Genomic DNA, 21239 nt, shown 5'->3' on the forward strand with positions numbered 1-21239 from the left:
GTTGGAATGTTTCAGGCGACGCAGATCCGCGCGGGGCTTTTGGCCGGACGAGTTCGTTGAACCTGACGTCTGGTGAGACGGACGGGCGAGCGGGCGAGCAAAGCGAGAAGGGTGCACATGAGCAATGTTCCTGTTTTTTGAATTGTTATGGGTTGCTGCTGATGAAGCAAAAGATCAAAACGTTTGACTGCGGGTCTACCCTGCAATGTGATGCTGATGCTGATGCTGATGCTGATGCTGATGTTGAGCATTGCGCGATACAGCGTCAATTGAGTAAAACGGCTTTTGTTCGATAATCGAACGTAAAACTAACCGGTTCGTACACTTTATGTTGCTGTAGTATTTTGACAGGCAAATACTTTACTCGCACCTCTGAATAAGGCCGGGAAAGGCCAGGAATGCGGTGCTGTCCAGTCGCGACTGAAACAGGTCGCGTTCATCCAGGAGCTGAAAAGCATGCAGCGTTCAATTGCTACCGTATCCTTGAGCGGTACTCTGCCCGAAAAGCTCGAAGCCATCGCCGCAGCCGGCTTTGACGGCGTCGAAATTTTCGAAAACGACTTGTTGTATTACGACGGTAGCCCACGCAACGTCAGGCAGATATGTGCCGATCTTGGGATCGCCATCACCCTGTTCCAGCCGTTCCGGGATTTTGAAGGCTGCCGCCGTGATCGTCTGCAGCGCAATGTCGACCGTGCCGAACGCAAATTCGATCTGATGCAGGAACTGGGCACCGATCTGGTGCTGGTCTGCAGCAATGCGTCTGCCGATTCGGTGGGCGACGAAAGTATTCTGCTGGATGACCTGAGCCTGCTGGCCGAGCGTGCCGGAGCCCGTAACCTGCGTGTCGGTTATGAGGCGCTGGCCTGGGGCAAGCATGTGAACACCTGGCAACAGGTCTGGAACCTGGTGCGTCAGGTTGATCATCCTGCTCTGGGTGTGTTGCTCGACAGCTTCCATACCTTGTCACTCAAGGGCGACCCAAGCGCGATTGCGCAAATCCCGGGTGACAAGATTTTCTTTGTGCAAATGGCCGACGCGCCGATTCTGGCCATGGATGTGCTGGAGTGGAGCCGCCATTTCCGCTGCTTCCCCGGTCAGGGCGAGTTTGATCTTGCCGGTTTCCTCGCGCCGATTCTGCGCAGCGGCTACACCGGCCCATTGTCGCTGGAAGTGTTCAACGACGGTTTCCGTGCCGCCCCGACTCGCGCCAACGCGGCGGACGGCTTGCGTTCGCTGCTTTATCTGGAAGAAAAAACCCGCCAGTTGATGGCGCGTGACGAGCCAGCCGCTGTTCCTGAAATACTTTTCAACCCGCCCGCTGCCAGCACTTACAACGGCGTCGAGTTTCTGGAATTTGCGGTCGATGAGAGCCACGGCGCGCGCCTCTCGGGCTGGCTGCAACGGCTGGGCTTTGCCAAGCTGGGTCAGCATCGCTCCAAGGCGGTCAGTCTGTTGGGGCAGGGGGATATCAAGATCGTGCTCAATGCCGAACCCTATTCTTTTGCCCATAGCTTTTTCGAGGCCCACGGGCCGTCGTTGTGCGCCACTGCCTTGCGCGTCGATGACGGCCATCAGTCGCTGGAGCGTGCGCGGGCCTTCAAAGGCCAGCCGTATCGCGGGCTGGTCGGCCCCAATGAGCGGGAGATTCCTTCAGTCCGCGCGCCCGACGGTAGCCTGATCTATCTGGTTGATAGCGCTGCGCCCGGAGAATCGATTTACGACAGCGATTTTGTCGTCGACCCGCAAGCGGTTGCCAAGGGTGGTTTGCAGCGTATCGACCACATGGCCATGGCGCTGCCCGCCGACAGCCTGGACAGCTGGGTACTGTTCTACAAAAGCATTCTGGATTTCGAGGCCGATGACGAGGTGGTGCTGCCCGACCCCTACGGTCTGGTGAAAAGTCGTGCCCTGCGCAGTCGTTGCAGTACCGTGCGCCTGCCGCTGAACATTTCCGAGAATCGCAACACGGCCATTTCCCACGCGCTGTCGAGTTATCGCGGCTCTGGGGTGCATCACATTGCGTTCTCCTGTGAAGACATCTTTGCCGAGGTCAGCCGCGCCAAGGAAGCGGGGGTGCCGTTGCTGGACATCCCGCTCAATTACTACGACGACCTGGCAGCCCGCTTCGATTTCGATGAAGAGTTTCTCAGCGAACTGGCGTATTACAACGTGCTTTATGACCGCGATGCGCAGGGCGGCGAGCTGTTCCACGTCTACACAGATGCCTTCGACGGGCGCTTCTTCTTCGAGATCCTGCAACGCAAGAATGGCTACGTGGGCTATGGCGCGGCCAACGTGCCGGTGCGTCTGGCGGCGATGGCCAAGGCGCGCAATGTGGCAGCGCGTCAGGCGCGGCTGTAAAGCGAGGCCGACAGTAGAGCTGCTGCGGGGGGTCGAATCCCTCGCAGCTTCCCTCTGCCTGCGGTCAGCTTCATACTTCGCGCATTACCCGTGGTCATGAGCCAACAATGAAAAAAATCGACTCCGCCGTTGCCGTTGAACCTGCCGCCACTGCGCCCAAGGGCCGCAAGAACAACCCGGAAAAAACTCGCGAAGATATTCTTCAGGCTGCTGTCGCCGAATTCGTTGCCCACGGTCTTACAGGCGCGCGCGTCGATGCCATCGCCGAGCGAACTAAAACCTCGAAACGGATGATCTATTACTACTTCGGCAGCAAGGAGCAGCTGTATGTCGAAGTGCTGGAAAAACTCTACGGTGCGATTCGCAACACCGAGAGCGAGTTGAACCTGAGTGAGCTGGAGCCTGTCGAGGCGATTCATCGCGTGGTTGAATTCACCTTCGATCACCATGACAGCAACGTCGATTTCGTGCGTATCGTGTGCATCGAAAACATTCATTACGGCGAGAACGTCAAACAGTCCGATTCGATCCAGGCCAAAAGCCAGAATATCATCAGGGCGCTCGATGGCATCCTGCGACGCGGCGAGGCCAGTGGCTTGTTCCGCGATGGTGTTCATCCGGTGGACCTGCACCTGATGATCAGTTCGTTCTGCTTCTACCGGATCTCCAACCGCCATACCTTCAGCGAAATTTTCCAGATCGAGCTGTGGAGCGAGGAGGTCAAACAGCGTCACAAGGCGATGATTTGCGACGCTGTGCTGCGTTATCTCAAGCGCTGAGGTTTACAGCGTATGGAAGTGCGCCATCATCCGTTCTGCATCGGCTGACTGGCCACTGAATAACTCAAATGCCTTGACTGCCTGAAACACCGCCATGGTGCTGCCATCCAGCGTGCGGCAGCCCAGCGCACGGGCATGCTTGAGCAGTTCGGTTTCCAGCGGGAAGTAGATGATTTCCGCAACCCACAGCTCAGGGCGCAGCAACTCGACCGGCAACGGCGTGCCCGGCAGTTTGGCCATGCCGACCGGCGTGGTATTGACCAGGCCGTCGGCTTCGGCCATAGCGGCAGGCAAATCGATACCCACCTTTGCCCGTCCGGCACCGAAATGCTCGTTGAGGTTGTCCACCAGCCCTTGCGCGCGTTGCGGCTCGACTTCGAATACTGTCAGGCATTCGACGCCAGCGCTCAATAACGCATGAGCCACGGCAGCGCCTGCGCCACCTGCGCCCATTTGCACCACCTGCTGACGTGGAGCCTTGTCCAGGCCGCGCTGGAAGCCTTCGGCAAAACCCAGGCAGTCAGTGTTGTGACCGATGCGCTTGCCGTCCTTGAACACCACGGTATTCACTGCGCCGATACCGCGGGCTTCGGCGGACAGTTCGTCCAGTAAGGGGATAACCGCCTGCTTGCACGGAAAGGTGATGTTCAGGCCGGTGAAGCCACAGTTTTGTGCGCTTTCGATAAGCTGGGGCAGGGCGCTGATATCCAGTTGCAGGGCGTCGATATCGATCAGCCGATACAAGTAGCGCAGGCCCTGGGCGTCGCCTTCGTGCTCGTGCATGGCGGGCGTTCGCGAGGCCTGAATGCCCGAGCCGATCAGGCCGGCAAGAACGGATTTTTTTCCAGCATGGGTCATAGAATAAGTCTCTTGTTTTTGTGCTACTGCCCGGTCCAGAGCAGGTGTTGAGCGGAATGTACCAGATGGTTAATAGTGCCGCAGGCGGCAGGCGATTGCCATGCAGCGATATTGTGCGGTGATCGCCCTAATCAGTGATAATCCACTGCCAGCCGCTTCAGATCAGCCAGAGTTCACGCCGCACATGCCCGATTCCGTTTTTAGCGCCGCACAGCAACAAGCCAGCACGTTGTACCTGCCGCCAGGCGCGTGGGCCACAGTGCTCGATTGCCTGTGCGCGAAATTCACCGCCATCAGCCGCAAACAATGGCTGGACCGTATTGCCCGCGGACGGGTGCTGGACGAAAACGGCAAGGCCATCGCGCCTGACCTTGCGTACCGCGAGGGCCTGCGCATTCACTATTTCCGTGAGGTGCCCAACGAAACGCCGATCCCGGTGCTTGAGACGATTCTGTACGCCGACGAGCATCTGGTGGTGGCGGACAAACCGCACTTTTTGCCCGTGACACCCGCAGGGGAGTACGTCGAGCAGACGTTGCTGCGCCGCCTGATCCATCGCCTGGGCAACCCCGATCTGGTACCGCTGCATCGCATCGACCGGCACACCGCCGGGCTGGTGCTGTTTTCCGCCAACCGGCAGACGCGCTCGGCTTATCAGGCGCTGTTTCCCACCCGGCAGATCGACAAGTTCTACGAAGCCATTGCGCCAGCGTTGCCGGGGCTGGAGTTTCCACGTTTGCACGAAAGCCGTCTGGTCGAAGGCGAACCATTCTTTCGCATGCAGGAAGGAGCAGGGGCGAGCAATACCCGGACGCAGATCGAGGTGCTCGAACGGCAGGATCAATTGTGGCGGTACGGGCTTTATCCGGTGACCGGCAAGAAACATCAACTACGCGTGCACATGGCGGCACTGGGCGCGGGTATCTGCAACGACCCGTTCTACCCGGACGTGGTAAAGAACCCTGTCGACGATTATCAAAACCCTCTGAAGCTGCTGGCCAAGGGCTTGCGCTTCATCGACCCGCTCAACGGTAAACAGCGTCAGTTCGAGAGCCTGCTTGAACTCGACTGGTAAGCGGTAAAGCCGGGCTGACGGCCAAAAAAAACCCGCACTCGGCGGGTTTTTTCAAATCAGTCACACGACGCCCGGATCACAGATCCTTGACGGTACGTACCTGATCCTTGTTGATGCGGGTCTGCTTGCCGTCGAGTTGCTTGAACTCGTAGAAGCCCGATTCTTCATCGTACTTTGGCGTATCGACAGCCTGGATTTCACGACCATCGTTCAAGGTGATCACAGTGGGCGATGCGCAGCCGGCGAGGGAGGCAATGCTCAATGCAAGCAGGAAGGCAGCGGGAAGGGTCCGTTGTTTCATTACTGTGTCTCCAGATGGATTCTTGATTTACTGAACTCTCAGACGGATACACCGTCGGCAAAGTTCCGTATACACCGTCAGCAAGTTCAATAGCCAGTCACTTGCCACAGTTTTCGCTGATCCCGGTCAACAGACAGGGAGTATTCAGGTTGGCCAGGCGTGGATCGCCAGCTTCCAGTTGCAGGGCGACTGGTTGCAGCGGTTCCAGGGCCCGTCTCGGGCTGCGTTCGCCGGCCTGCCATGCGGCTTCCAGCGTTGCGGCGTGAGCGATGGGGATCATACATAAAAGCGGCTGCCAGTGCTGGCCTTCACGCACCATTATTGGTCGCTCCGGGCATTCAACAGCCTTTTCGCGTAACGCTTGCAGCAACGGTTCATCGACCAAAGGTACGTCGCAGGGCAGAACCAGCAACCACTGATGCCGGGCGAGTGGCAGGGCGGCGCGAATTCCGGCCAGAGGACCGTTGAAATCGGCATCGTCGTCCTGCACCAGTTGATCGGCGTACTGCGCATAGCGCTCGATGTTGCGGTTGCAGGAAATGATCAGGTCGTCGGTCAGCGGCCGGGTCAGCCGGTGCAGGTGCTCGATCAGCGCCTTGCCCTGCCACTCGATCAGGCCCTTGTCACGCCCGCCCATGCGCTGCCCACGACCTCCGGCCAGCAGCAGAATAGAGCAGGGAGGCAGTGCGGCAGGGACATTCATCAAACACTCGGCGGGCAGTCAAAAGGAGTGCTGTGATATAACACCGGCCTGTTTCCTTAACAACTGGATGAGGCCATGAAAGCCAAGGCTGACACACCTTTCGTACCCCTGAATATCGCCGTGCTGACCGTCAGCGATACCCGCACCCGTGAAACCGATACCTCGGGCCAAATGTTCGTCGACCGCCTGACCGATGCCGGTCATGGCCTGATCGAGCGCGTGCTGCTCAAGGATGACCTGTACAAGATCCGCGCTCAGGTAGCGACCTGGATTGCCGACGATCAGGTGCAGGTCGTGCTGATCACCGGCGGCACCGGCTTTACCGGTCGCGACAGCACGCCTGAAGCCGTGGCGTGTTTGCTCGACAAGCAGGTCGATGGTTTCGGTGAACTGTTCCGGCAGATTTCGGTGCCGGATATCGGCACCTCGACCATTCAGTCCCGTGCGTTGGCGGGCCTGTCCAATGGCACCCTGGTGTGCTGCCTGCCGGGCTCCACCAATGCGGTACGCACGGCGTGGGACGGGATTCTCGTCCAACAACTGGATTCGCGCTTCCGGCCCTGCAACTTCGTGCCGCACCTCAAGCAGGCCGAGCCCTGTGCGACTCGTGGTTGAGTGCTGATGAACAACGAGCCGAAAACCTTGCTGCCTGTCGAAGAGGCTATCGCACGGCTGCTGGCGATGGCCGAGGCCACGCCGATCACTGATCGCCAGCGTGTTCCGCTGGCCGATGCCGAAGGCCGTGTGCTGGCGGTAGATCTGATCTCCACTCTGGATCTGCCGCCCTGGCCGAACAGCGCCATGGACGGTTATGCCCTGCGCGTAGCGGACTGGAGCGGCGAGCCGTTGACGGTCAGCCAGCGCATCTTTGCCGGTCAGGCACCCGAGCCGCTGGCACCTGGCACCTGTGCACGAATCTTCACCGGTGCGCCGATGCCTGAAGGTGCCGATTGCGTCGAGATGCAGGAAAACGCCGAGGTGCTGGCGGATCAGCGCGTGTGCTTCAGCGAGCCGCTGAGCGTTGGGCAGAACATTCGCCCACAGGGGCAGGAAACCCGCGTCGGCGACACCGTACTGGCGGCCGGGACGCGGCTTGGTCCTATTGAATCGGGCCTGGCCGCTTCGTTGGGCCTCGCCGAGCTTGAGGTGATCCGACGGGTGCGTGTCGCGGTGCTGTCCACCGGCGACGAGTTGATTGAACCAGGTCAGCCATTAGGGCCGGGGCAGATCTACAACAGCAACCGGGTGTTGCTGTGCAGTTGGCTGAAGCGACTCGAATGCGAGGTCGTGGATGCAGGCATCCTGCCGGACGATCTGGCGAAGACTCGTGCTGCGCTGGCGAATCTGCACGATGTCGACCTGATCCTCTCCACGGGCGGCGTCTCGGTAGGCGAAGCGGATTTCCTTGGTCACGCATTGCGTGAGGAAGGCGAACTGACGCTCTGGAAGCTGGCCATCAAGCCCGGAAAACCGCTGACTTTCGGGCATTTTCGTGGCGTACCGGTGATTGGCCTGCCTGGCAATCCCGCCTCCACACTGGTTACCTTCGCTTTGCTGGCGCGCGCTTACCTGCTGCGTCGCCAAGGTGTGATTGACGTGGCGCCGTTGCAGTTTCCGGTGCCCGCAGGGTTCGTCTGGACGCGCCCGGGCAATCGTCGCGAATACCTGCGCGGGCGTCTGGAACAGGGCAGGGCCGTGGCCTATCGCAACCAGAGCTCGGGTGTATTGCGCAGCGCTGCCTGGGCTGACGGCCTGATTGAAGTGCGTGAAGGCTCAACCGTGGCCGAAGGGGACTGGGTCAACTTCATCCCGTTGAGTGAAGTGCTGGGCTGAGTGGATTAATGGTTGGGCGGGCACGCATGAGCTACTCTCAACATCGCTGACAAGTTGGGCAACCGGACTTCGCCCTGGAGTATTGTTATGGCGCCATTGAGAGTGGCTTGTGTGATCCCGACCTACAACGGACGCAAGGATCTGGAACGTCTACTGGACTCGCTGGCTACGCAGACTGCGAGCTTCGATACACTGATCGTCGACTCCAGTTCTTCAGATGGCACGCTGGAGCTGGCGCAAGCCCGTTGTGCCAACGTATTGCGCATCGACAGCAAGGACTTCAACCACGGTGGCACCCGGCAGATGATGGTCGATTTGCATCCCGACTACGACGTCTATGTCTATCTGACCCAAGACGCCTACGTTGAAGATATCAATGCCATTGCCAACATTCTGCTGCCTTTCGCCGACCCCAAGGTCGGCGCGGTCTGCGGGCGTCAATTGCCGCACAAGAACGCCAACCTGCTGGCCCAGCATGCACGGTTGTTCAATTACCCTCCGACGTCGCAGATCAAGACTCTGGCCGATGCACGCACGCTGGGCATCAAGACGCCATTCATGTCCAACTCGTTCGCGGCCTATCGCGGTGAAGCGTTGCGGGCGATTGGCGGCTTTCCCCGGCATGTGATTCTTTCCGAAGACATGTACGTCACCGCCAAAATGCTGATCGATGGCTGGAAAGCAGCCTATGAAGGTTCGGCTGTATGCCGTCATTCGCATAACTACAGCCTGCGTGAGGAGTTTTGCCGTTACTTTGATATCGGTGTGTTCCAGTCCCGTGAAGCGTGGATCTACGAAACCTTTGGCGGCATCGGCGGCGAGGGCATGCGTTACGTCAAGTCCGAGCTTAAATTCCTCGGCCCCCGGCGAATTCTCTGGTGGCCCATGTCGTTCGTACGTAATGCGCTGAAGCTGCTGGCCTACAAGCTGAGCAAGCAGGAGAAGCGCCTGCCCCGTGGCGTAAAGAAAAAACTCGGGATGTACAAGCGCTATTGGGACAGTCCTTACGCCTGACCGAACCCTGCGCCGGACGCTGAGCGCCCGGCGTCTGGCACATCAGCTTTTCGCGGCTTCTTCGTCCAGACGGTCGGCCTCGAACAGTTGCGCGAGGTCGGCCCTGGCTTCACGGGCGGTCTGCAGAACTTTGGCGTCGTCGTCATACACTTCATGTTGTGCGGCCAGCACCTGTTCGTCGTGGCGCTTGAAGCGGCTGATGCGCGCATCGGCCTGTGCCTCGGTCAGGCCCAGCCCCATCAGGGTCTGACGGCTCATCTCCAGGCTTGAATAGAACGTCTCACGCACGGCATGAGCGCCAATGTCCATCAACCGGTGGACGTGCTGGCGGTTACGTGCACGGGCAATGATCTTCATGTGTGGATACAGCTTGCGGATCAACTCGGCGGTCTTGATGTTGGTATCCGGATCATCCGTCGCAATGACGAAGTATTCCGCTTCATCAACCTTGGCTGCACGCAGTATTTCCGGGCGCAGCGGGTCGCCATAAAACACCGGCACATTGCCGAAGCTGCGCGAAAACTCGATCGATTCCACAGCGGTATCCAGAGCGATGAAAGGGATTTTCTGCGCCCGCAGAATCCGCGCTACGATTTGCCCCATACGGCCCATGCCAGCGATGACCACGCGTGGTTTGTCGGTCTGGATATCGCGGTACTCGTCCGGCACCTCGACAGGCTTGATCCTGGGTTTGATCCAGCGCGCCAGGGCAATGAACAGCAACGGCGTGATCGCCATCGACAAGGTGATGGTCAGCACCAGCATGTCGTACAGCCCGGCCTCGAACAGCCCTTGAGCGCTGCCGATCTTGAACACCACGAAGGCAAATTCGCCACCGGCTGCCAACACCAGGCCCAATTGCAGCGCGCTGCGGTTATTGAGACCGCCAGCGGTACGACCGATCAGGAACAGCATCGGCAGCTTGATTCCGATCAACAGCAGCGTCAGGCCCAGCACCGCGAGGGGCGAGCTGAGCAGCAAGCCGACGTTGGCACCCATGCCGACACTGATGAAGAACAGCCCCAGCAACAACCCTTTGAACGGTTCGATCTGTGCTTCCAGTTCGTGACGGTATTCGGAGTCTGCCAATAGCAGACCGGCGAGAAATGCGCCCAGCGCCATGGACACGCCCACCAGTTCCATCAGCCACGCCGTACCAATCACTACCAGCAAGGCAGTGGCGGTCGAGACTTCCTGGATTTTGGTCTTGGCAACGATGCGAAATACCGGACGCAGCAAATAGCGGCCGCCGATCACCACAATGGCAATGCTGCCCAGCACGCGCAGGCCGTGGTTGATGCTTTCGCCGGTGTCCATTGCGTGATCGGCCCCGGCCAGGAATGGCACCATGGCAATCAAGGGAATTGCTGCAATGTCCTGAAACAGCAGGATAGCGAACGCCATCCGGCCATGCGGGCTATTCAACTGCTTGCGCTCGGCCAGACTCTGCAGGCCGAAGGCTGTGGATGACAGCGCCAGGCCAAGACCCAGAATGACCGCAGTGTTCAGCGACTGGCCGAAGGCAAACAACGCGATCCCGCCAATGACCAGGCCCGTCAGCAACACCTGCGCCATGCCTACGCCGAACACCGATTTGCGCATGACCCATAAACGCTTTGGCGACAGCTCAAGACCAATGATGAACAGCAACAAGACCACGCCCAGCTCTGAAATGTGGCTGACGCTCTCCGTGTCGCCTATCAAGGCCAGCACCGAAGGGCCGATGATCACTCCCGCGAACAAATAGCCGATCACCGCGCCCAGCTTCAGGCGCTTGGCCAGCGGTACTGTCAGCACGGCGGCGAGTAGAAACACTACTGCGGCCTGCAACAGGCTGCCTTCATGGGGCATGTAAAACTCCTTGGTAATAATTGAACACACTGTTTGAGCAGGGCGGTATTAAAGCATGGGAGTTTTACACGGCAACGTTCATCGCGGCATGACAATAATCAACGCGGTTGATAGAGGGCGCGTGAAGGATGCGAAGGAGGGGAGCAGGGCAGGCTGACGATGCCATTCGTCGCGCATCGGCGTAAGCTATGCGCGCAAACAGGCAGTGCCAACTGCCCGCTCACGAGCATTCAGGAAACCGTTATGACCAACAAGCAGCGTTTGATTTACTCGATTCTGATCGCCCTCGGCGTTCTGGCGATCATGCTGGGCTTGTCGCACCTGCAAAACAGCGGTGTCATCACCGAAAAAACCTTTCAGTACATCGCAATCAGCGTGGCCGTACTGGTCGTGATTCTTAACGGGATCATGCGCCGCAAGGTCAAGCGGTAAGCGCGGCAAGTGGCAAGGATGACGAGGCCCGTTTTACTGGGCACCATCCTTGCTCGCATCACCCAGCCATTGTCGGGCACGAGGGTGCAGGCTGTAGGTCTTGTCGTCATTGAGGTGAATCACGCCTTCATCGCACAGGCGCTTGAGCACTTCGCGCACACTTAGAAACGACAGCGGTACATCAAGCCTGAGCAGCTGGCTGTGCACGCCCCGTACTCCCAATGGCTGGCCTTCCTCGCTCGATACCAGAAGCGCATCGAGCACCTTGAGCCTGACCAGGCTGGTACGCAGACCAAAGCTTTTCAGGAGCAGTCGGATGTGCTCGTTTCCGGGCCGCTCTGTCTCCAGAGCGGGCGACTGTGCCTGCGCAGCCAGTGCTGTTTGGCGCAGCAGGTTGCGAGTCGTGATTCCTTGGCGATTGAACATCCACAAACTCCTTTTCAGGCTTTTTAAAACAATCTCAGTTACTAAGACGAACGAGCGCAGCAAAACCTCAGTTATCAATGGAAAAAAATAAAAACGCCAACACGCATGGGGTGGCCGCAGCGCTGTGCGTTTCAGGGTAGATGAAGATCGGGCAGTCGCGAGGGGACGGTTGATCCGGCTATCGGCGGATACAAAATCGCTCTGCGTCAGTCAGGTGCGCGAGAGCGCTCAGCCTTTCGGAGCGTCGGGTATCCGGCGGTTGAGCACCGGGTTGCCGTTCTGGTTCTGCGTGACGTAAACCGGCAGCACCTTGGGCAGAGAGGCCAGCAGGCTGGACAGGTCGCGCGTGTTGAAACTGCCGCCAAGGCGCATGGCACCGGTTGCGGTATCGGCCAGCAGAATAGGCGTTTGCAGGTAGCGATTGATCAGTGGCAAGGCCTGGCTGAGAGGCAGATCATTGAAGATCAGCTTGCCATTACGCCACGCCAGGCTCGAATCCTTTGTGTCGGTCTGGCTGATCAGGGGCGCGTCGTCGCCTGCCTTGTAGCTGGCCTGCATGCCAGGGTCAAGATGATGGCTTGACGACGGATGTGCGCGATCACTGCTGACCTGAACCGAGCCCTCGACCAGCGTTACACGTACCTGGTCCTGATACATCCACACATTGAAGCGTGTGCCCGTGACCTTGATGCTGCCCTTGCCGGCATCGACTACAAAAGGGTGTGTGTTGTCGTGGCTGACCTCAAAGAACGCCTCACCCTTTTTCAGCGTGACGCTGCGTCGATCCTTGTAGTTGGCGTAGGTCAGCTCGGTGCCGAGGTTCAGTTCGGCACGGCTGCCATCTGCCAGTACCACAAGACGCGTCGCGGTATCGGCGTTGTAGGACTCATAGGCGTCAGGCAGCCAGCCTTGATTCCAGCCCACATAGCCGGTGACCGGCACAGCCAGAGCAATGACCGCCGCGGCAGCCGCGAGTGGTGCCAGGCGGCGCTTGCGACGAAGTACGGGCTGGTTGTTCTGTGTAGCCTGAATCGGGAGTGCCGGGGCCGGATTGAGCGGTTCGATTTGTCCGGTAATGTCCCAGACTTCCCGCATCGCCTCATACTCCACCGCATGCAAAGGATGGGCTTTCAGCCATTGCTCGAACGCTTTTCGTTCTGCGGCGGTGCAGTCTTCGGCGTGCAGGCGCATGCACCAATGCGCAGCGGCATCGGTGATCGCGTCGTGTTCTGCCTTGCTGAAAAGAGGGTCGCTCATGGGCGCTCCGGCCTATACCGTCGGCGCATTCTACCCTTGGATGTCAGGGAGAGAGAACATTTGCAGGATATTACCCGTCAACGCACAGCGTAATTCCTTGTGAATGCAAGCAGCTCTCATTGAAACCTTTCCGCGACAATCGAGTACGTGCAGTGCGCAGGGAGTTTTTTTGCAGGGCCTGCAGCGCTACTCTCGGTGCTGTTATTTCGTGTGGTTGTTCCCGGTACCTTGCCATGACATGAACAGGAGTCTCAGATGTCCGCCATCCCTAACGATCAGCCGGTCCGGACCGTTTCATATCAGCAACTGACAGATCTGTTGCGGCGGATCTTCCTTGCACACGGCACCTCCCCGGAGGTTGCCGATGTGCTTGCCGAGAACTGCGCCAGCGCTCAGCGCGACGGCTCGCACAGTCATGGCATCTTTCGCATGCCTGGCTACATCTCATCGCTGAACAGCGGCTGGGTGGATGGCAAGGCAGTGCCGTTGATCGAGGATGTCGGTGCTGCATTTGTCAGGGTCGACGCCGGCAACGGCTTTGCCCAGCCTGCGCTGGCGGCGGCCAGTTCATTGCTGATCGACAAAGTGCGCAGTGCCGGGATTGCGGTTCTGGCGATACGCAATTCTCATCACTTTGCCGCGCTGTGGCCGGATGTCGAACCTTTCGCCGAACAGGGGCTGGTCGCCCTGAGCATGGTCAACAGTATGACCTGCGTTGTGCCACACGGTGCGCGTCAGCCCCTGTTCGGCACCAACCCTATTGCCTTCGCTGCACCGCGTGCGGGGGGCGAGCCTGTTGTTTTCGACCTGGCAACCAGCGCCATTGCCCATGGTGATGTTCAGATCGCAGCGCGGGAAGGGCGATTGCTACCAGCGGGTATGGGCGTGGACCGCGAGGGCCGGCCTACTGAAGATCCTCGCGCCATTCTCGATGGCGGGGCACTATTGCCCTTTGGCGGTCATAAGGGTTCCGCATTGTCGATGATGGTCGAACTGCTGGCGGCAGGGCTGACAGGCGGTAATTTCTCTTTCGAGTTCGACTGGTCGAAGCATCCCGGCGCGCGGACACCCTGGACAGGTCAGTTGCTGATCGTCATCGATCCGGACAAAGGCAGCGGTCAGCATTTTGCACTGCGTAGCGAGGAACTGGTAAGGCAGCTCCACGGGGCAGGGCAGGAGCGACTGCCGGGGAACCGACGCTACAGCGAGCGTGCGCGGTCGATGGCGCACGGTATCGACATCGCTGAGGCTGATCTGGAGCGCTTGCAGGGTCTGGCGGGCGGTTGAGCCGTTTACAAATTCGCTGACCATTCGTCGCAGTCAGTCTTGTGTCGGCGCTCGGTTCTAAATACTGTATGCATGAACAGTAAAGAACGAATGAGGTCTGTCATGTCCCTTAAGTCAGTGCAAACGTCAGTACAAAGCCCGGTTGCCCAGCAGCATCGTACCCTCTCTACCGTCAATGAAATGCAGCGTGAGGATTTCCTCCGGCTGGCGGCAGGTCTTCGTCAGTTCAATGGCTACGAGCAGGATGTATCGATAGCCATTGCGGCAGCCCGCGCGAGTGGCGAATTCCGTCAGGCCAGCGCGATGGAATAGTGCGGCTGGTAGCGGCCATGATGCGTCTCGGGTTGATTGTGAGTATATGTAACGTATATGCTTCATATATTCAATTTGAGGTGAATCATGGGTCTGGTAAAGATTTCCGAAAACATGCACGCCAACCTGCGCTCTGCCAGCGTTGCGCTCAGTCGCTCCATCAATGCGCAGGCTGAGCACTGGATGCGCATCGGCATGCTTGCCGAATTGCACCCGGCACTGGATTACAGCGAGATCTGCCAGATGTTGATCCGTATCGAGAACGCAGGCGGCACGGTGCTGACTGCTTCGAACTTCAACGTTGCAGAGCTTTCTGCGTCCAGCCTTTCCAAGGCGGCCTCATGAGCAGCGCCATCGGTATCAAGACCGAACAGGACCTTGTGCAGTTGCGCATAGCCGGCAGGCTGGCTGCCGATGTACTCGCAATGATCACGCCTTACGTCAAGGCTGGCGTGAGCACCGAAGCGCTGGACGATATCTGCAACGAGTACATCGTCAAGGAGTTGAAAGTGATTCCCGCGAATGTGGGCTATCACGGTTTTACCAAGACTACCTGCATCTCTCCCAATGCAGTGGTCTGTCATGGCATACCTTCTTCCACCGATATTCTGAAAGATGGCGATATCGTCAATATCGATGTCGCGGTCATCAAGGATGGCTGGTACGGCGATACCAGCCGTATGTATCTGGTCGGTGAGGTCAGCCCCTTGGCAAAACGTCTTGTCGAGACGACCTACGAAGCAACCCGCGCCGGTATTCATGCAGTGCGTCCGGGGGCGACGCTGGGTGATATCGGTTATGCCATTCAGAGCATCGCTCATCGTGAAGGCTTCAGTGTGGTGCGTGAATATTGCGGGCACGGCATTGGCCGTAAGTACCATGAAGAGCCCCAGGTTCTGCACTACGGCGCTCAGGGCAAGGGCCTCAGGCTAAAACCGGGCATGGTGTTCACCATCGAACCGATGATCAATGCCGGCAGGGCCGGTACTCGTACCTTGCCGGATGGCTGGACGGTTCTGACCAGCGATCTTTCATTGTCTGCGCAATGGGAGCATATGGTTGCAGTCACTTCGACCGGTTTTGAACTGCTGACGCCCTGGCCTGAGGGGACAGGCGATTATCCTGCCATTTAAACGTCAGTGGTCTGGCGATTTATGTACACAAAAAATGGCCTTGTCGAAAGGCCATTTTTTTGATCAGGGGTGATGTTTCAGTACTGCGGCGAAGATCTTTTCCAGCTTACTTCTGTTACGCCAAAACGCTCGGCTTGCAAGGTCGCCATTCCTATCGGCCCAGCAGACATATTGCCACTCACTGTGCCGACGCCGGCGTGTAGCGTTGCGCAGTGCAATGCGTCGCACTGGCACATTTGCCTGGTCTGGTGCAGAAAGCAACGAGGTTCGCCATTGAACTGATAGTGAATTTCAAATTCCGTTTGATGATTCATCTTTCCTGCTCGTAAGCCTGACGGCATGCCATCAAAATAGTGTGATTTTTCCAGTGGGGCATGCGCGAGAAGCCTTCTCCGGTCACGTTGCTGTCTTCAGAGCGTAGAACGAAAATCGCGTTGTTTCGAGATGTCGTTGCCAGTTGTCCGATGAGTGGTTTTGGATTCACTCATACGCATGAATGGATGACCCAATGGTCATCCAAACGAAGATCTTCTGTTTTGAAACAAGCCTCATTTACATGCCTTGAGGTCTACCGGGCCGACAAAATCATTACCCCGACCCATAACGCAGGCGACCTGCTGATTGCGCTGGCGCTCCCAGGCCTGGGGCGGATAAGTCTTGTCCCAGGCTTGATAAAGCTGTTGATCCTGACGCGACAGGCGCAAGTTGTATTGCTTGCTCATGTAGAAGTAGGTGCGGGCGATCATGCCGCGAATGGAAGGGCGAGGCATGACCTTTTTCGCCTTGAAATCCACTTGCGTCAGGCAAGAACCGTACTGGCCTTTTTGCTCGGGTACCCAGCCAAAGCTGAAGTTGCTGCGGTCGCCATTCACTTCGCCGATGCTGGGTACCAGGTTATGCAGGTCTGCCTCGGCGCGTTTATAAACGGCATCGGTCTTTGTGCAGTTTTTGCGCCCGCCGTTCTGCCAGCATTGGCGCAGATGGCCGATCTGCCAGGCCGGAACGATGTGTTCCCATTCAATGCGACTGGCGCGCTTGGCGCTCTTGCGCGGGACATAGCCGCAGCCAGCAAGATCGACCCGGTTGCCGGTGTATTTGCAGCCGCAGTAAAATTCGGTCGATTGTGGTGCGTATAACCCCCAGGCGACTTTCTTGGCTTCGCTGAAAGTACGCGGAGCTTGGGCCTGAGCGCTGAATGAAGCGGTGATGAGCAGGGTGGTGCAAAGCAGTGTCGAGAATCGAAACATCATGCCGTCAGTCTTCCTTCGGCAACGTCCAGAATATTTGCACACCACCATCGTCGCGCCAGGCGAGGGTGACGTTGTCGTTCTCGGCTATTTCTTCAAGAAGCTGCGCCCAGTCGTCCTCTGACTCATCCGGTTGACGAAAAAGCAGGGCAGCCCTGGATTTCTGCGCGGTAGGCGAGTTGATGATCTTCTGTACCCGCATGCCCATGCGCTCGTAAGGGCCGGGAGTGGAGGCGGTCGCTGCGGTTTGTTTGGCCACGGATAGGGTTCCTGATTTTAGCTGTACGGGCATACAGTATTTCAGTGTCGGATCTTTCGCAACATCTATGTAAGATAAAGCGCTTGAAATGGCACACTATTGTCTTGAAAAACCAACGCTCCCGGAGTCGCGCATGAATATCAAGTCACTGACGTTTCCGTTACTGGCCGCAACTGCTGTACTGCTGGCAGGCTGTTCCACGCCTTCGGTCGTCACGCTTCAGAACGGCACACAATACATCACCAAGGACATGCCCAAGACCAAGAGTCGTGATGGTTTCTACGAGTTTGAAGACATCTCCGGCAAGAGAGTCCGAATCAAGGCCGACGAAGTGGCTACGGTCAGACCGGAGGAGTGAAATCCGACTGAACGCTAATGCTCGTTCCCTGTGCGTTGGGGGCGAGCAGTACAAACAGATTTCATTTCCGACGGATTGACAAACCCTGCGGGTTTTTTCATAGTTCATCCCTCGCAAACGTTTGCGTGTTGATGCATTGCATCGACCCTGCGTCGTTCGCCCGAACAATAATCACAAGATCGGAGATGAACTCATGAAGCTGCCATTTGCTGGACGCCTTCTCGCTGTCGCCATGTTCGCTGCTGTCACGGCAGTCATGCCCCTCTCTGCTGCATACGCTCAGACGCCTGAAAAACCCAAGGTCGCATTGGTGATGAAGTCGCTCGCCAATGAATTTTTCCTGACCATGGAAGACGGTGCCAAGGCTTATCAGAAAGAGCACGCCACCGACTTCGACCTTATTTCCAACGGGATCAAGGACGAGTCAGACACCTCTGCGCAGATTCGTATCGTTGAGCAGATGATTGTCTCCAAAGTCGACGCCCTGGTGATCGCGCCTGCCGACTCCAAGGCGTTGGTGCCGGTGCTCAAGAAAGCTACAGACGCCGGTATCAAAGTCGTCAATATCGACAACCAGCTTGATCCCGACGTGCTCAAAAGCAAAAGCCTGATGATCCCGTTCGTGGGTCCGGACAACCGCAAAGGTGCCGAGCTGGTAGGCGACTACCTGGCCAAGCAGCTCAAGAGCGGTGACGAAGTCGGCATTATCGAAGGCGTGCCGACCACCACTAACGCTCAGCAACGCACCGCCGGTTTCAAGGATGCCATGGACAAAGCGCAGATGAAGGTTGTGTCTGTACAGTCCGGCAACTGGGAAATCGACAAGGGCAACGCCGTTGCTTCGGCGATGCTCAATGAATACCCGAACCTGAAGGCCCTGCTGGCCGGTAACGACAGCATGGCGCTGGGGGCGGTTTCTGCGGTGCGTGCAGCAGGCAAGGCTGGCAAGGTCATGGTGGTGGGTTACGACAACATCAACGCGATCAAACCGATGCTCAAGGACGGCCGAGTGTTGGCCACTGCTGACCAGTTTGCAGCCAAACAAGCGGTCTTTGGTATTGAAGCTGCGTTGAAGCTGGTCAAAGGCGAGAAGGTCGACACCAACGAAAAAGGCGTCATCGAAACGCCAGTAGAACTCGTTACCAAACCTTGATCCACGCCGCGTAAAGGTGCCCGTCCTTGAAGGACGGGTGCTGGGAGAAATGTATGTCAGCGTCTGTTCAGACAGCTGTTCTTTCGGTCAGTGGCATCGGTAAAACCTACGCTCAACCCGTGCTCGGTGACGTCGATCTGACGTTGATGCGTGGCGAAGTGCTGGCCCTGACCGGGGAAAACGGTGCCGGTAAAAGCACCTTGTCGAAAATCATTGGCGGCCTGGTGACGCCCACTACCGGGCGCATGGAGTTTCAAGGGCAGCCTTATGAACCTGCGAGTCGTACCCAGGCCGAAAAGCTCGGGGTTCGCATGGTCATGCAGGAACTGAACCTGCTGCCGACCCTGACCGTTGCCGAAAACCTGTTCCTTGACGACCTGCCGCGTCGTGCTGGCTGGATCGACCGCAAGCGCCTGCGTGAAAATGCGATCAAGGCTATGGCTCAAGTGGGTCTGGACGCTATTGATCCCGATACGCTGGTCGGCGATTTGGGGATCGGTCATCAGCAGATGGTCGAGATCGCTCGCAACCTGGTTGGCGACTGCCATGTGCTGATCCTCGATGAGCCTACTGCCATGCTCACCTCACGCGAGGTGGAAATGCTGTTCGAGCAGATCACGCGGCTGCAGGCTCGTGGCGTCTCGATCATCTACATCTCCCACCGGCTTGAGGAGCTTGCCAGGGTGTCTCAGCGCATAGCCGTACTGCGCGATGGCAAGCTGGTGTGCGTCGAGCCGATTGCCCGCTACAACAGCGAGCAACTGGTCACGTTGATGGTCGGCCGTGAACTTGGCGAACACATGGACATGGGCGCCCGGCAGATTGGCGAAGTAGCGCTGTCAGTCAAGGGGCTCAGTCGTGCCGGCAAGGTTCAGGATGTTTCGTTCGATGTGCGACGAGGTGAAATCTTCGGTATTTCCGGGCTGATCGGTGCCGGGCGCACCGAGTTGCTGCGCCTGATCTACGGTGCAGATGTTGCCGACAGTGGTGCGATTGAAGTTGGGCAGCCACTGCAAGCCGTCACCATCCGTTCACCCTCGGACGCCGTGGAGCACGGTATTGCCCTGATCACGGAAGACCGCAAGAGCGAAGGACTGCTGATGTCGCAGTCAATCAGCGCCAACATTGCGCTGGGTAATATGCATTCGATCTCCAGAGCAGGCCTGGTCAACACCGATGACGAACTGAAGCTGGCGCAGCGCCAGGTGGCTGCCATGCGTATTCGCAGTTCCAGTCCGGACCAGCTGGTCTCCGAGCTGTCAGGCGGTAATCAGCAGAAGGTCGTGATCGGTCGCTGGCTGGAACGTGATTGCCCGGTGATGCTGTTCGACGAGCCGACGCGAGGCATCGACGTCGGTGCCAAATTCGATATCTACGCGCTGCTGGCCGAATTGACCCGTCAGGGCAGGGCGCTGGTGGTGGTTTCCAGTGATCTGCGCGAGCTGATGTTGATCTGCGATCGTATCGGTGTGCTGTCTGCCGGTCGCCTGATCGACACGTTCGAGCGCGACAGCTGGACCCAGGACCAATTGCTTGCCGCTGCCTTTGCCGGTTATCAGAAACGTGACGCGCTGCTCAATGACGCCGCGCCCAGGAACGACTCATGAAAAATACTCCTTCTCCGACGCTGACCGTGCCGGCCCGTCGCGGCGGCAATTACTTTGGTCTTGGCACCTACATCGGGCTGGCGGGTGCGCTGCTGGTGATGATCGTGCTGTTTTCCCTGCTCAGCGATCACTTTCTGTCCTATCAGACATTCAGCATGCTGGCCAACCAGATCCCTGACCTGATGGTGCTGTCGGTCGGCATGACGCTGATCCTCATCATCGGCGGTATCGACCTGTCCGTTGGGTCGGTGCTGGCGCTGGCTGCTTCGGCTGTGAGTGTGGCCATCCTGGGCTGGGGCTGGAGTGTGTTCCCGGCCGCCTTGCTAGGCATCGCCTGCGCGACCCTGGCAGGCACGATTACCGGCTCCATTACCGTTGCCTGGCGCATCCCTTCGTTCATCGTCTCCCTCGGTGTGCTGGAGATGGCTCGTGGCGCGGCCTACCAGATGACCAATTCGCGCACTGCTTATATCGGTGATTCGTTCGCCTGGCTGTCTGACCCGATCGCGTTCGGTATCGCGCCGTCCTTCATCATCGCACTGCTGGTTATTTTCATTGCTCAGGCGGTGCTGACCCGTACCGTTTTTGGTCGCTACCTGATCGGCATCGGCACCAATGAAGAAGCGGTGCGTCTGGCCGGTATCAATCCCAAACCCTACAAGATTCTGGTGTTCTCGCTGATGGGCCTGTTGGCCGGTGTGGCGGCGCTGTTTCAGATATCGCGACTGGAAGCGGCTGATCCGAATGCCGGTGCCGGGCTTGAGCTGCAAGTGATTGCCGCCGTCGTGATCGGTGGCACCAGCCTGATGGGCGGGCGCGGTTCGATCATCAGTACTTTTTTCGGCGTGCTGATCATTTCGGTACTGGCCGCAGGCCTGGCGCAGATCGGTGCGACCGAGCCGACCAAACGCATCATCACTGGTGCGGTGATTGTGATCGCAGTAGTGCTGGACACCTACCGCAGTCACCGGGCACGGCGCCAGGGCTGAT

Annotated in this window: 25 protein-coding genes; 16 read left to right on the forward strand and 9 right to left on the reverse strand. The window is 58.2% G+C overall.

Annotated features, from left to right (window positions below; genetic code table 11):
- Nucleotides 1-56: 56 nt before the first annotated feature.
- The 3 genes from RYA97_RS25525 to RYA97_RS25535 all read left to right on the forward strand — a co-directional run bounded on the left by RYA97_RS25525 (nucleotide 57) and on the right by RYA97_RS25535 (nucleotide 3143).
- Nucleotides 57-296 (forward strand): hypothetical protein, encoded by a 240-nt coding sequence (locus RYA97_RS25525; RefSeq protein WP_316893318.1) that lies wholly within the window; start codon nucleotides 57-59, stop codon nucleotides 294-296.
- Nucleotides 297-456: 160 nt separating this feature from the next.
- Entirely contained in the window at nucleotides 457-2364 is a 1908-nt protein-coding gene (quiC, locus tag RYA97_RS25530) for a 3-dehydroshikimate dehydratase QuiC (RefSeq protein ID WP_005779816.1), read from the forward strand.
- 107 nt (nucleotides 2365-2471) lie between these two features.
- On the forward strand, nucleotides 2472-3143 hold the full coding sequence (locus RYA97_RS25535) for a TetR/AcrR family transcriptional regulator (protein WP_004642739.1): 672 nt from the start codon (nucleotides 2472-2474) through the stop codon (nucleotides 3141-3143).
- 3 nt (nucleotides 3144-3146) lie between these two features.
- On the opposite strand, the gene RYA97_RS25540 is transcribed toward RYA97_RS25535, so the two are convergent.
- Entirely contained in the window at nucleotides 3147-4001 is an 855-nt protein-coding gene (locus RYA97_RS25540) for a shikimate dehydrogenase (protein ID WP_005746786.1), read from the reverse strand.
- A 184-nt stretch (nucleotides 4002-4185) separates the two neighbouring features.
- On the opposite strand from RYA97_RS25540, the gene RYA97_RS25545 reads away from it, so the two are divergent.
- Nucleotides 4186-5076: a pseudouridine synthase gene (locus tag RYA97_RS25545; protein WP_039847516.1), complete on the forward strand. Its 891-nt coding sequence runs from the start codon at nucleotides 4186-4188 to the stop codon at nucleotides 5074-5076.
- A 76-nt stretch (nucleotides 5077-5152) separates the two neighbouring features.
- On the opposite strand, the gene RYA97_RS25550 is transcribed toward RYA97_RS25545, so the two are convergent.
- Together RYA97_RS25550 and mobA are read right to left on the reverse strand one after the other, a co-directional pair.
- A complete protein-coding gene (locus RYA97_RS25550) occupies nucleotides 5153-5377 on the reverse strand; it encodes a YgdI/YgdR family lipoprotein (protein ID WP_002553129.1) in 225 nt (74 codons plus the stop codon).
- A 97-nt stretch (nucleotides 5378-5474) separates the two neighbouring features.
- Complete coding sequence (gene mobA / locus RYA97_RS25555; RefSeq protein ID WP_002553130.1) at nucleotides 5475-6080, reverse strand: molybdenum cofactor guanylyltransferase MobA; 606 nt, start codon at nucleotides 6078-6080, stop codon at nucleotides 5475-5477.
- 75 nt (nucleotides 6081-6155) lie between these two features.
- On the opposite strand from mobA, the gene moaB reads away from it, so the two are divergent.
- The 3 genes from moaB to RYA97_RS25570 all read left to right on the forward strand — a co-directional run bounded on the left by moaB (nucleotide 6156) and on the right by RYA97_RS25570 (nucleotide 8927).
- Nucleotides 6156-6695: a molybdenum cofactor biosynthesis protein B gene (gene moaB / locus RYA97_RS25560; protein ID WP_316893322.1), complete on the forward strand. Its 540-nt coding sequence runs from the start codon at nucleotides 6156-6158 to the stop codon at nucleotides 6693-6695.
- Nucleotides 6696-6701: 6 nt separating this feature from the next.
- Complete coding sequence (gene glp, locus RYA97_RS25565) at nucleotides 6702-7913, forward strand: gephyrin-like molybdotransferase Glp (RefSeq protein ID WP_057404370.1); 1212 nt, start codon at nucleotides 6702-6704, stop codon at nucleotides 7911-7913.
- Nucleotides 7914-8000: 87 nt separating this feature from the next.
- Nucleotides 8001-8927, forward strand: coding sequence for a glycosyltransferase (locus tag RYA97_RS25570; protein ID WP_002553133.1), 927 nt, complete (start codon nucleotides 8001-8003; stop codon nucleotides 8925-8927).
- A 42-nt stretch (nucleotides 8928-8969) separates the two neighbouring features.
- Here RYA97_RS25570 and RYA97_RS25575 read toward each other — a convergent pair whose 3' ends face one another.
- Complete coding sequence (locus tag RYA97_RS25575) at nucleotides 8970-10778, reverse strand: monovalent cation:proton antiporter-2 (CPA2) family protein (RefSeq protein WP_005746783.1); 1809 nt, start codon at nucleotides 10776-10778, stop codon at nucleotides 8970-8972.
- A 243-nt stretch (nucleotides 10779-11021) separates the two neighbouring features.
- Here RYA97_RS25575 and RYA97_RS25580 point away from each other — a divergent pair, with 243 nt between their 5' ends.
- Entirely contained in the window at nucleotides 11022-11210 is a 189-nt protein-coding gene (locus RYA97_RS25580; RefSeq protein WP_005779813.1) for a hypothetical protein, read from the forward strand.
- Between the two features lie 33 nt (nucleotides 11211-11243).
- Here RYA97_RS25580 and RYA97_RS25585 read toward each other — a convergent pair whose 3' ends face one another.
- Both RYA97_RS25585 and RYA97_RS25590 read right to left on the reverse strand, forming a co-directional pair.
- Complete coding sequence (locus RYA97_RS25585; protein WP_005779811.1) at nucleotides 11244-11636, reverse strand: hypothetical protein; 393 nt, start codon at nucleotides 11634-11636, stop codon at nucleotides 11244-11246.
- A gap of 228 nt (nucleotides 11637-11864) precedes the next feature.
- Nucleotides 11865-12893, reverse strand: coding sequence for a FecR family protein (locus tag RYA97_RS25590; protein WP_005779809.1), 1029 nt, complete (start codon nucleotides 12891-12893; stop codon nucleotides 11865-11867).
- A gap of 255 nt (nucleotides 12894-13148) precedes the next feature.
- Here RYA97_RS25590 and RYA97_RS25595 point away from each other — a divergent pair, with 255 nt between their 5' ends.
- The 4 genes from RYA97_RS25595 (at nucleotide 13149) to map (ending at nucleotide 15625) form a co-directional block, all read left to right on the forward strand.
- A complete protein-coding gene (locus RYA97_RS25595) occupies nucleotides 13149-14180 on the forward strand; it encodes an Ldh family oxidoreductase (protein ID WP_316893325.1) in 1032 nt (343 codons plus the stop codon).
- 102 nt (nucleotides 14181-14282) lie between these two features.
- Nucleotides 14283-14492: a hypothetical protein gene (locus RYA97_RS25600; protein ID WP_004662355.1), complete on the forward strand. Its 210-nt coding sequence runs from the start codon at nucleotides 14283-14285 to the stop codon at nucleotides 14490-14492.
- A gap of 87 nt (nucleotides 14493-14579) precedes the next feature.
- Entirely contained in the window at nucleotides 14580-14837 is a 258-nt protein-coding gene (locus tag RYA97_RS25605; protein WP_002553140.1) for a ParD-like family protein, read from the forward strand.
- Nucleotides 14834-15625 carry a type I methionyl aminopeptidase gene (gene map, locus RYA97_RS25610; RefSeq protein ID WP_316893327.1) on the forward strand — a complete coding sequence of 264 codons (792 nt, stop codon included), beginning with the start codon at nucleotides 14834-14836 and terminating at the stop codon, nucleotides 15623-15625. Before RYA97_RS25605 ends, map begins: the two co-directional genes overlap by 4 nt.
- A 77-nt stretch (nucleotides 15626-15702) precedes the next feature.
- Here map and RYA97_RS25615 read toward each other — a convergent pair whose 3' ends face one another.
- The 3 genes from RYA97_RS25615 to RYA97_RS25625 form a co-directional block, all read right to left on the reverse strand.
- Nucleotides 15703-15939, reverse strand: coding sequence for a DUF6555 family protein (locus RYA97_RS25615; RefSeq protein WP_039847515.1), 237 nt, complete (start codon nucleotides 15937-15939; stop codon nucleotides 15703-15705).
- 234 nt (nucleotides 15940-16173) lie between these two features.
- The gene (locus RYA97_RS25620) at nucleotides 16174-16875 is read right to left on the reverse strand and encodes an endonuclease (RefSeq protein ID WP_117140358.1); all 702 of its coding nucleotides are present in this window, start codon (nucleotides 16873-16875) and stop codon (nucleotides 16174-16176) included.
- 4 nt (nucleotides 16876-16879) lie between these two features.
- Entirely contained in the window at nucleotides 16880-17131 is a 252-nt protein-coding gene (locus RYA97_RS25625) for a DUF1654 domain-containing protein (protein WP_004662361.1), read from the reverse strand.
- A gap of 133 nt (nucleotides 17132-17264) precedes the next feature.
- Here RYA97_RS25625 and RYA97_RS25630 point away from each other — a divergent pair, with 133 nt between their 5' ends.
- From RYA97_RS25630 to RYA97_RS25645, 4 genes are all read left to right on the forward strand, one after another.
- Complete coding sequence (locus RYA97_RS25630) at nucleotides 17265-17489, forward strand: YgdI/YgdR family lipoprotein (protein WP_002553145.1); 225 nt, start codon at nucleotides 17265-17267, stop codon at nucleotides 17487-17489.
- A gap of 232 nt (nucleotides 17490-17721) precedes the next feature.
- Nucleotides 17722-18642, forward strand: a complete 921-nt coding sequence (locus RYA97_RS25635; protein ID WP_371875231.1) for a sugar ABC transporter substrate-binding protein — start codon at nucleotides 17722-17724, stop codon at nucleotides 18640-18642.
- Between the two features lie 53 nt (nucleotides 18643-18695).
- The gene (locus tag RYA97_RS25640; protein ID WP_016981984.1) at nucleotides 18696-20249 is read left to right on the forward strand and encodes a sugar ABC transporter ATP-binding protein; all 1554 of its coding nucleotides are present in this window, start codon (nucleotides 18696-18698) and stop codon (nucleotides 20247-20249) included.
- Entirely contained in the window at nucleotides 20246-21238 is a 993-nt protein-coding gene (locus tag RYA97_RS25645) for an ABC transporter permease (protein WP_002553148.1), read from the forward strand. The genes RYA97_RS25640 and RYA97_RS25645 overlap by 4 nt, the downstream gene beginning before the upstream one ends.
- Nucleotide 21239: the final 1 nt, after the last annotated feature.

Source organism: Pseudomonas syringae group sp. 26L6, assembly GCF_032587815.1.
Taxonomy (GTDB): Bacteria; Pseudomonadota; Gammaproteobacteria; order Pseudomonadales; family Pseudomonadaceae; genus Aquipseudomonas; species Aquipseudomonas amygdali.

Coding starts and splice junctions, on each gene's coding strand:
- quiC (WP_005779816.1), top strand. CDS start 457: ATGCAGCGTTCAATTGCTACCGTATCCTTGAGCGGTACTCTGCCCGAA.
- RYA97_RS25535 (WP_004642739.1), top strand. CDS start 2,472: ATGAAAAAAATCGACTCCGCCGTTGCCGTTGAACCTGCCGCCACTGCG.
- RYA97_RS25540 (WP_005746786.1), bottom strand. CDS start 4,001: ATGACCCATGCTGGAAAAAAATCCGTTCTTGCCGGCCTGATCGGCTCG.
- RYA97_RS25545 (WP_039847516.1), top strand. CDS start 4,186: ATGCCCGATTCCGTTTTTAGCGCCGCACAGCAACAAGCCAGCACGTTG.
- RYA97_RS25550 (WP_002553129.1), bottom strand. CDS start 5,377: ATGAAACAACGGACCCTTCCCGCTGCCTTCCTGCTTGCATTGAGCATT.
- mobA (WP_002553130.1), bottom strand. CDS start 6,080: ATGAATGTCCCTGCCGCACTGCCTCCCTGCTCTATTCTGCTGCTGGCC.
- moaB (WP_316893322.1), top strand. CDS start 6,156: ATGAAAGCCAAGGCTGACACACCTTTCGTACCCCTGAATATCGCCGTG.
- glp (WP_057404370.1), top strand. CDS start 6,702: ATGAACAACGAGCCGAAAACCTTGCTGCCTGTCGAAGAGGCTATCGCA.
- RYA97_RS25570 (WP_002553133.1), top strand. CDS start 8,001: ATGGCGCCATTGAGAGTGGCTTGTGTGATCCCGACCTACAACGGACGC.
- RYA97_RS25575 (WP_005746783.1), bottom strand. CDS start 10,778: ATGCCCCATGAAGGCAGCCTGTTGCAGGCCGCAGTAGTGTTTCTACTC.
- RYA97_RS25580 (WP_005779813.1), top strand. CDS start 11,022: ATGACCAACAAGCAGCGTTTGATTTACTCGATTCTGATCGCCCTCGGC.
- RYA97_RS25585 (WP_005779811.1), bottom strand. CDS start 11,636: ATGTTCAATCGCCAAGGAATCACGACTCGCAACCTGCTGCGCCAAACA.
- RYA97_RS25590 (WP_005779809.1), bottom strand. CDS start 12,893: ATGAGCGACCCTCTTTTCAGCAAGGCAGAACACGACGCGATCACCGAT.
- RYA97_RS25595 (WP_316893325.1), top strand. CDS start 13,149: ATGTCCGCCATCCCTAACGATCAGCCGGTCCGGACCGTTTCATATCAG.
- RYA97_RS25600 (WP_004662355.1), top strand. CDS start 14,283: ATGTCCCTTAAGTCAGTGCAAACGTCAGTACAAAGCCCGGTTGCCCAG.
- RYA97_RS25605 (WP_002553140.1), top strand. CDS start 14,580: ATGGGTCTGGTAAAGATTTCCGAAAACATGCACGCCAACCTGCGCTCT.
- map (WP_316893327.1), top strand. CDS start 14,834: ATGAGCAGCGCCATCGGTATCAAGACCGAACAGGACCTTGTGCAGTTG.
- RYA97_RS25615 (WP_039847515.1), bottom strand. CDS start 15,939: ATGAATCATCAAACGGAATTTGAAATTCACTATCAGTTCAATGGCGAA.
- RYA97_RS25620 (WP_117140358.1), bottom strand. CDS start 16,875: ATGATGTTTCGATTCTCGACACTGCTTTGCACCACCCTGCTCATCACC.
- RYA97_RS25630 (WP_002553145.1), top strand. CDS start 17,265: ATGAATATCAAGTCACTGACGTTTCCGTTACTGGCCGCAACTGCTGTA.
- RYA97_RS25635 (WP_371875231.1), top strand. CDS start 17,722: ATGTTCGCTGCTGTCACGGCAGTCATGCCCCTCTCTGCTGCATACGCT.
- RYA97_RS25640 (WP_016981984.1), top strand. CDS start 18,696: ATGTCAGCGTCTGTTCAGACAGCTGTTCTTTCGGTCAGTGGCATCGGT.
- RYA97_RS25645 (WP_002553148.1), top strand. CDS start 20,246: ATGAAAAATACTCCTTCTCCGACGCTGACCGTGCCGGCCCGTCGCGGC.